Annotated in this window: 5 protein-coding genes and 2 tRNA genes; 5 read left to right on the top strand and 2 right to left on the bottom strand. The window is 49.1% G+C overall.

From position 1 onward, the window contains the following. Nucleotides 1-2,399: hybrid sensor histidine kinase/response regulator (locus tag NZ772_11030; GenBank protein ID MCS6814081.1), on the top strand; the 2,399-nt coding region annotated here is incomplete at its 5' end. A gap of 127 nt (nucleotides 2,400-2,526) precedes the next feature. Here the strand turns inward: NZ772_11030 and NZ772_11025 are convergent. Then, nucleotides 2,527-2,751, bottom strand: a complete 225-nt coding sequence (locus tag NZ772_11025) for a ferredoxin-thioredoxin reductase variable chain (GenBank protein MCS6814080.1) — start codon at nucleotides 2,749-2,751, stop codon at nucleotides 2,527-2,529. A 191-nt stretch (nucleotides 2,752-2,942) separates the two neighbouring features. On the opposite strand from NZ772_11025, the gene ffh reads away from it, so the two are divergent. Continuing rightward, a complete protein-coding gene (ffh, locus tag NZ772_11020; GenBank protein MCS6814079.1) occupies nucleotides 2,943-4,391 on the top strand; it encodes a signal recognition particle protein in 1,449 nt (482 codons plus the stop codon). A 69-nt stretch (nucleotides 4,392-4,460) separates the two neighbouring features. Here ffh and NZ772_11015 read toward each other — a convergent pair. Next, nucleotides 4,461-4,534 (bottom strand) — tRNA-Arg (locus tag NZ772_11015). Nucleotides 4,535-4,737: 203 nt separating this feature from the next. On the opposite strand from NZ772_11015, the gene NZ772_11010 reads away from it, so the two are divergent. From NZ772_11010 to prmC, 3 genes are all read left to right on the top strand, one after another. Then, nucleotides 4,738-4,811 (top strand) — tRNA-Pro (locus NZ772_11010). A gap of 248 nt (nucleotides 4,812-5,059) precedes the next feature. Further along, complete coding sequence (locus NZ772_11005) at nucleotides 5,060-5,857, top strand: hypothetical protein (GenBank protein MCS6814078.1); 798 nt, start codon at nucleotides 5,060-5,062, stop codon at nucleotides 5,855-5,857. A 62-nt stretch (nucleotides 5,858-5,919) separates the two neighbouring features. Continuing rightward, on the top strand, nucleotides 5,920-6,787 hold an 868-nt coding region (gene prmC / locus NZ772_11000; protein ID MCS6814077.1), incomplete at its 3' end, for a peptide chain release factor N(5)-glutamine methyltransferase.

Below are 6,787 nucleotides of genomic sequence, written 5' to 3'. Positions count from 1 at the left end.
ATAATTTGCTTACATCTGGTAATAACCTAGATACGAATGCTGCTGCCGATGTTTCACTAGACTCAACTGTGGTCGATGATTGGCTAGCTGATTCAGCTACAGATGCTGCCTCTGAGTTGGCTAACCTGGATGATTTAGACCTGTTGCTTGATAGTGACAGCAGCACACCAGCTCTGTCTGAGTTTGGTGATTTGGATAGCTTGCTAGGTGATTCTGCTAGTGAACATGATGTCACTTCTCCACTCGTGTCAGACAATGTGAGTGACTTGGTGCAAGATTTTTCGGATCTAGATGCCATGCTAGAGGAACCCGCGTCTAGCGCAGTCCCCTCCGCTAAGGCAGATGATTCTCAATCTGAGTTTGATGATTTAGAGGCACTCCTTCAGGATGCTAACCGTAGCTTAGGTGGACAACCCGCTACTATGCCTTCGCGGTCAGCAACACCGCCTCGCCGACCTCAGCGGGCAGTGGAACCAACCATGCGGGTGCCTGTTAAGCAACTTGACAAACTTAATAACCTAGTAGGGGAACTGGTTGTTAACCGCAACAGCTTAGAACAGGATCAGGATCGCTTGCGTCAGTTTTTGGATAACTTGTTGTATCAGGTGCAGCAACTGAGTGATGTCGGACAACGGATGCGGGATCTATACGAACGATCGCTGCTAGAGAGTTCCCTGCTAGCGAGTCGGCAAAGCTATTATGCTGGGTCGAAGTCAAATAGTAGCGGCACAACCCACTCGACTGGTGCAGACTTTGATGCACTGGAAATGGATCGGTTTACTGCATTCCACTCATTGTCTCAGGAGATGATTGAACTGATTGTGCGAGTACGGGAATCAGCGTCTGATATTGAGTACATCATCCAAGAGCCAATGGATCAGGTGACGCGCAACTTCCGTCAAGTTACGACTCAACTGCAAGAAGAACTGAACCGCGCTCGCATGGTGCCCTTCTCTATTACAGCCGATCGTCTGCCTAGAGGGGTTCGTGACAATGCTATCAAAGAAGGAAAACAGGCTGAGTTAATTGTTGAAGGACGTGACACACTAATTGACAAGATGATTCTAGAACAGTTAACCGATCCCCTAACCCATCTTGTCAACAACGCCATTGCCCACGGGATTGAAAAACCTGATGTTCGGCAAGCGGCTGGAAAATCTCCTGTCGGTCGCATCACAGTACGAGCGTTTCACCAAGGTAACCAGACAGTAATTTCTGTATCTGATGACGGAGCTGGTATTAATCCAGAATTTATTAAAAAGAAAGCCATTGAAAAGGGCCTAATTACGCCAGCCGAAGCCAAGAATCTTTCCAAGTCAGAAATCTACGAAATCTTGTTCCTACCTGGATTCAGTGGTGCTGAAAAGCTAACTGACTTGGCAGGACGCGGTGTAGGGATGGATGTGGTACGCACGACATTGAATGAAATCCGTGGAACAATTAGTATCGATTCCACCCTCGGTAAGGGTACAACATTCACGATTCGCTTACCCTTGACCCTCAGTATTTCCAAAGCGCTGTGTTGTATTAGCAACCGTGCTCGTATCGCCTTCCCGATGGACGGTGTGGAAGATATGTTTGATGTTCCCCGCGATCGGGTGCAACTTAATGACCAAGGCCAACCCTGTATTCCTTGGCGAGACACTATGTTACCGTTCCAACCGTTGTCAGATATTCTCAAGTTTAACCGCTTCCTAGGCCGTGGCAGCGTATACGGTGGGGGACAGGAAGATGACATCATTCCTATTGTTGTCTTACGCAGTGCTGGTAACTACATTGCTCTCCAAGTGGATCAAGTAATGGGCGAGCAAGAAATTGTAATCAAACAACTGCAAGGCCCTGTGCCTAAACCTATGGGTATTGCTGGAGCAACAGTGTTGGGGGATGGGCGCATCATGCCGATCGCCGACGTGCTAGAACTGATTGATCTGTCCATGGGTCGTCTACAGCCTGACAAGACTTGGGAAGCTGAAGACGTTGTCCAAGAGCCAGAAGATGCACCTCACGAACCAACTGTGCTGATTGTTGACGACTCCATCACCGTTCGAGAACTGTTGTCGATGACTTTTGCGAAGGTCGGCTTCCGTGTAGAACAAGCCCGTGATGGCCAGGATGCTTGGGAAAAACTGCGCTCTGGGTTGCCCTGCGATATCGTTTTCTGCGATATTGAAATGCCCCGGATGGATGGTCTGGAATTACTCTCTCGAATCCAAAAAGACAGCTCACTGAATCATCTGCCCATTGCCATGCTGACCTCACGAGGCGCCGATCGTCACCGTCAGATGGCTATTCAGATGGGAGCACGCGGATACTTTACTAAGCCCTATTTGGAAGAAGTCTTGCTTGATGCTGCTCAGCGGATGTTGAAGGGTGAAGTGCTGGTAGCTCCAGCGGGTTAAGTCAGAAATGCTAGCCTGAGCTTGCAAAGCAGGCTTAACACATTTAGCTAGGAGCATTATAGAAGAGTTGATTGCAGTACCAGCACTGTGTGAGTGCTGGCTACGAGCCTGCTCTGGGGTTACATCTCTAGGTAATTAGCTCTAGTTCACTAGCGTGCAAGTGAACACGGAACTTCTTAGGAAAGGTGACTTGAATTTTGTAGTTAGCACTGATAGGACGACCATGCCAGTTATCCAAAATGGCACTCACCTCACCTTCCATTCCCTCAATGTTAAAAGGTTGCCCCTTACAACTGGGGTGATGATAAACAGTAATTGGCTTGCAAACCCGGACGCGATCGCCAACATTCATAACTCTAGTGCCTTGCTCCTACACATTCAATAAATCTATACCTTTCAACTCTAGGACATTGGGGGACAACGAACAAAGGATTCAGTGATCGGTTATTTGCCTCAGTAATTACCGTTTGCCCTTCCATCGTTTACTCTTCACTCTTTCCCGTAGCAGTTTACAATGGAGATTGACTTTACGATTTGTTAACCATGTTTGAAGCTCTTGCTGATCGCCTGGAGTCTGCCTGGAAAACCCTGCGAGGAGAAGACAAGATTTCAGAAACCAATATTCAATCTGCTCTGCGAGAAGTACGCCGCGCTCTTTTGGAAGCAGATGTGAATTTGCAGGTGGTTAAGGAATTTGTAGCAGAGGTACAGGCCAAGGCACAAGGGGCGGAAGTCATCAAAGGTGTAAGGCCAGATCAGCAATTTATCAAAATCGTTCATGACGAATTAGTTGCCATCATGGGGGAAACCAACGTACCCTTGGCTACCGCTGAAACAGCCCCAACGATCGTCCTCATGGCAGGCTTACAGGGAACCGGGAAAACCACTGCCTCTGCTAAACTGGCGCTCCATTTGCGCAAAGAAAATCGTAGTGTATTGCTTGTGGCGACTGATGTTTATCGTCCAGCGGCGATCGATCAATTGAAAACCCTAGGCAAACAAATCAACGTACCTGTCTTTGAGTTGGGCACCGATGTTAGCCCTGTAGAAATTGCTCGGCAAGGTGTTGAGTATGGTCGGGCGCAGGGCATTGATACTGTGATTATTGACACTGCAGGACGCTTACAGATTGATGCAGACATGATGGCAGAGTTGGCCCAGATCAAAGCTGCTGTCCAGCCCCATGAAACATTGCTGGTAGTAGATGCCATGACGGGTCAAGAAGCTGCTAACCTCACTCGCACCTTCCATGAGCAGATTGGGGTTACTGGCGCAATTCTCACCAAAATGGATGGTGACACTAGAGGTGGTGCCGCACTCTCTGTCCGTAGGATTTCAGGACAACCCATTAAATTTGTTGGTGTGGGAGAAAAAGTGGAGGCCCTTCAGCCCTTTTATCCCGATCGCATGGCCTCCCGCATCCTAGGGATGGGCGATGTTCTTACCTTGGTAGAAAAAGCCCAAGAAGCCGTTGACATGGCTGATGCTATCAAAATGCAGGAGAAAATCCTCTCAGCTAAGTTCGACTTTGACGACTTCCTCAAACAAAGTCGGTTAATGAAAATGATGGGATCCCTGGGTGGTATCGTCAAACTGATTCCTGGCATGAATAAGATTAGCGATGACCAACTGCGTCAGGGGGAAGCTCAGCTCAAACGGGTTGAGGCTATGATTAACTCCATGACCCCAGAGGAGCGCAAGAACCCTGATCTTCTGGCTAGCTCACCTAGTCGTCGCCGTCGCATCGCTAGAGGTTCTGGCCATGGAGAGTCTGAGGTTAGTAAGTTAATTAGTGACTTTCAGCGGATGCGATCGTTGATGCAACAAATGGGCAGAGGGCAGATGCCCGGAATGGGTGGAGTGCCTGGAATGAACCCTATGGCTGGTATAGGTAGTGGTCGTCCACAGCCTGGCTGGCGCGACTATGGCAGCACTGTACCCGGTAAGAAGAAAAAGAAAGATAAGAAGAAAAAGGGCTTCGGAACCCTTTAATACCGCTTGCATCACCAAGCGTCAAAGTTCTAAGGAATATTACTTTAGAACCTTACCTTCGATCCTTGACGGGCTAGGAGGGATTCGAACCCCCGACACCGTGGTCCGTAGCCACGTGCTCTAGTCCACTGAGCTACAAGCCCCGACAGATTTACACTGTAACACACGATCACCAAAAAGATCGCAGCCAGTTGTGAAATTCTCTAGACCATGGAACGACTAAACAAGATTCTTCTCGCTAAGATGGATACCCTTGCCAGTCTAGCAGTTGTGGAGAATGGTTAAGATTGACGTTCGCAGATTACAGGTTGACACGATATACTAGAAGGCGACTTACGGGTAGTACCGGGATGTAGCGCAGCTTGGTAGCGCGCCTGCTTTGGGAGCAGGATGCCGCAGGTTCAAATCCTGTCATCCCGATTATGGTTGACTAAGGCGATGGTTATAGATTTGGAACTCTGCCACTGTAGTTCTAGTCCTAGTGTCTTGATATGGCAATCGCCACGGTAGCTGGCTGGATTATCCTGATTGCTTGCCAACTGTTGGCATTCATTCTAGTTATGCAACTTAACCCGAATTGGGAGTATAACTAGAGCAATATCTATTGAGCGTAGGCAGATACTAATAAGCAGAATAATTGTTAAGTAAAGGATTTCTCGGAAAGAGTCATGAAAGCACTGGCACGTTGGAGTAAGGTTTGGGGTCTAGTTGGTGGAGCATTGATTAGCTCTTCTGTTCTAGGCGTTACGGTAGCACTGGCGCTGCCAGATGCTCAAGTTGAAGAGAAGTTGCGTCCAATTCCTGTGTTTGCGATCGCTGATGCTAATGGTGCTCCTCTGGTGGCTACCCCACCACAGGGAGAAAATCGCCCTCCTGTTGCTGGAGTGTTCATCAGCCAGCAAGATGCACAAGCATTTCTGGATGGGCTAAGGACTCGGAACCCACAGTTGGCTCAAGGAGTACGAGTTGTGCCCGTATCATTGGGAGAAGTCTATAAGATGGAGCGGGCTGGACGCAACCAAGCTAATCGTCTAGAGTTTGCCCTAGTGCCAGTAAAGGTACAGGTTGACTCAGCCATAGCTTTACTCCGTCAAAGTGGGCAGCAAGTCCAAGAGTTCAATGGTGTGCCCTTGTTCTATGCTACGGGTGGCCGAGACAACGGCTATCTCACAATTCAGCAAGGCAACCAACAGGTGATTCCCTTATTCTTCAAGAAAGAAGACCTTCAAGCGCTGTTGGATAACTTCAAGCGGCAGCAGCCTGCACTAGCATCGTCGGTGGCTATTCGGGTTGTGAATCTGGAGGGGGTCATTCAAACCCTTCAGGAAAAAAACGACCCCCAGTTGAACCAGATTGTCTTCATTCCATCACGGGAATCCCTAGAGTATGTGCGCTCGTTGCAATCCGGTGGTGGACAACCATCTCGTTCTCAACAGCCACCCCAGCCATCACCAAGACCTCGCTAGCAGACTGAGGTTAGGTGCTTTCAGTTTCGGGACGATCGTTGTGGCAATGGCGGCAAGCTGCTATGGCTCAAGCCGAGCAAGCTGGCATTGATCAAGCTGATGTAGATTGGCTGCTACGAGCTGTTACCGAATTAGATTCGCTGAGTTTACGGCTGGGAACCTTTCAGCACTATGATGCTATTGCCGTCCAGCGATCGCTTCCTGAACTAACGCAACTCTGGCAACAACGTCTAGAGCAGCGAATTCCTGTTCAATATTTGGCAGGAATCGTCCACTGGCGAGAGTTCACTCTCCGTGTCTCGCCAGCAGTTTTGATTCCCCGTCCAGAGACTGAATTAATTGTTGATTTGGCAATAGAGCAAAATTCCCAGGCTGCGTCGGATGATCCCGGTGCGATGCTGGATCAACCGGAGATGATGGCCTGTCACTGGGTAGATTTAGGTACTGGTAGCGGGGCAATTGCCATCGGACTGGCAACTGCTTTTCCCCAAGCCATAGTTCATGCAGTTGATTGCAGTGCCGAAGCGCTGACGATAGCTAGAGCTAATATTCAGGCTTATCAACTCAGTGAGCGCATACAGCTCTATCACGGTTCATGGTTTGCGCCAATCACCCACCTGAAGGGCCAAGTGTCTGGCCTAGTGGCTAATCCTCCCTACATTCCTACAGCGCTGATTCCTGAACTGCAACCGGAAGTCGTCGGTCACGAACCTCGCATAGCCTTAGATGGTGGTGACGATGGCCTAGATTGCCTTCGACATCTAGTAGAGGCCGCCCCAGACTATTTGTGCTCTGGTGGCATCTGGCTGGTAGAAACAATGATGGGACAGGCTAACGACGTTATGGGTTTGCTCCAAGCCCAGGGGAACTACGAAAATATTCAGATTCGACCAGATTTGGCAGGCATTGATCGCTTTGTGCTTGCCCGTC

This window comes from Cyanobacteriota bacterium, assembly GCA_025054735.1.
Lineage (GTDB): Bacteria > Cyanobacteriota > Cyanobacteriia > SKYG9 > SKYG9 > SKYG9.
The sequence above is the reverse complement of the archived record's forward strand: the minus strand, read 5'-3'. Positions and strand labels throughout refer to the sequence as shown.

Bases quoted from the DNA above. Each gene is read 5' to 3' on its own strand.
- NZ772_11025 (MCS6814080.1), bottom strand. From the start codon at position 2,751: ATGAATGTTGGCGATCGCGTCCGGGTTTGCAAGCCAATTACTGTTTAT.
- ffh (MCS6814079.1), top strand. From the start codon at position 2,943: ATGTTTGAAGCTCTTGCTGATCGCCTGGAGTCTGCCTGGAAAACCCTG.
- NZ772_11005 (MCS6814078.1), top strand. From the start codon at position 5,060: ATGAAAGCACTGGCACGTTGGAGTAAGGTTTGGGGTCTAGTTGGTGGA.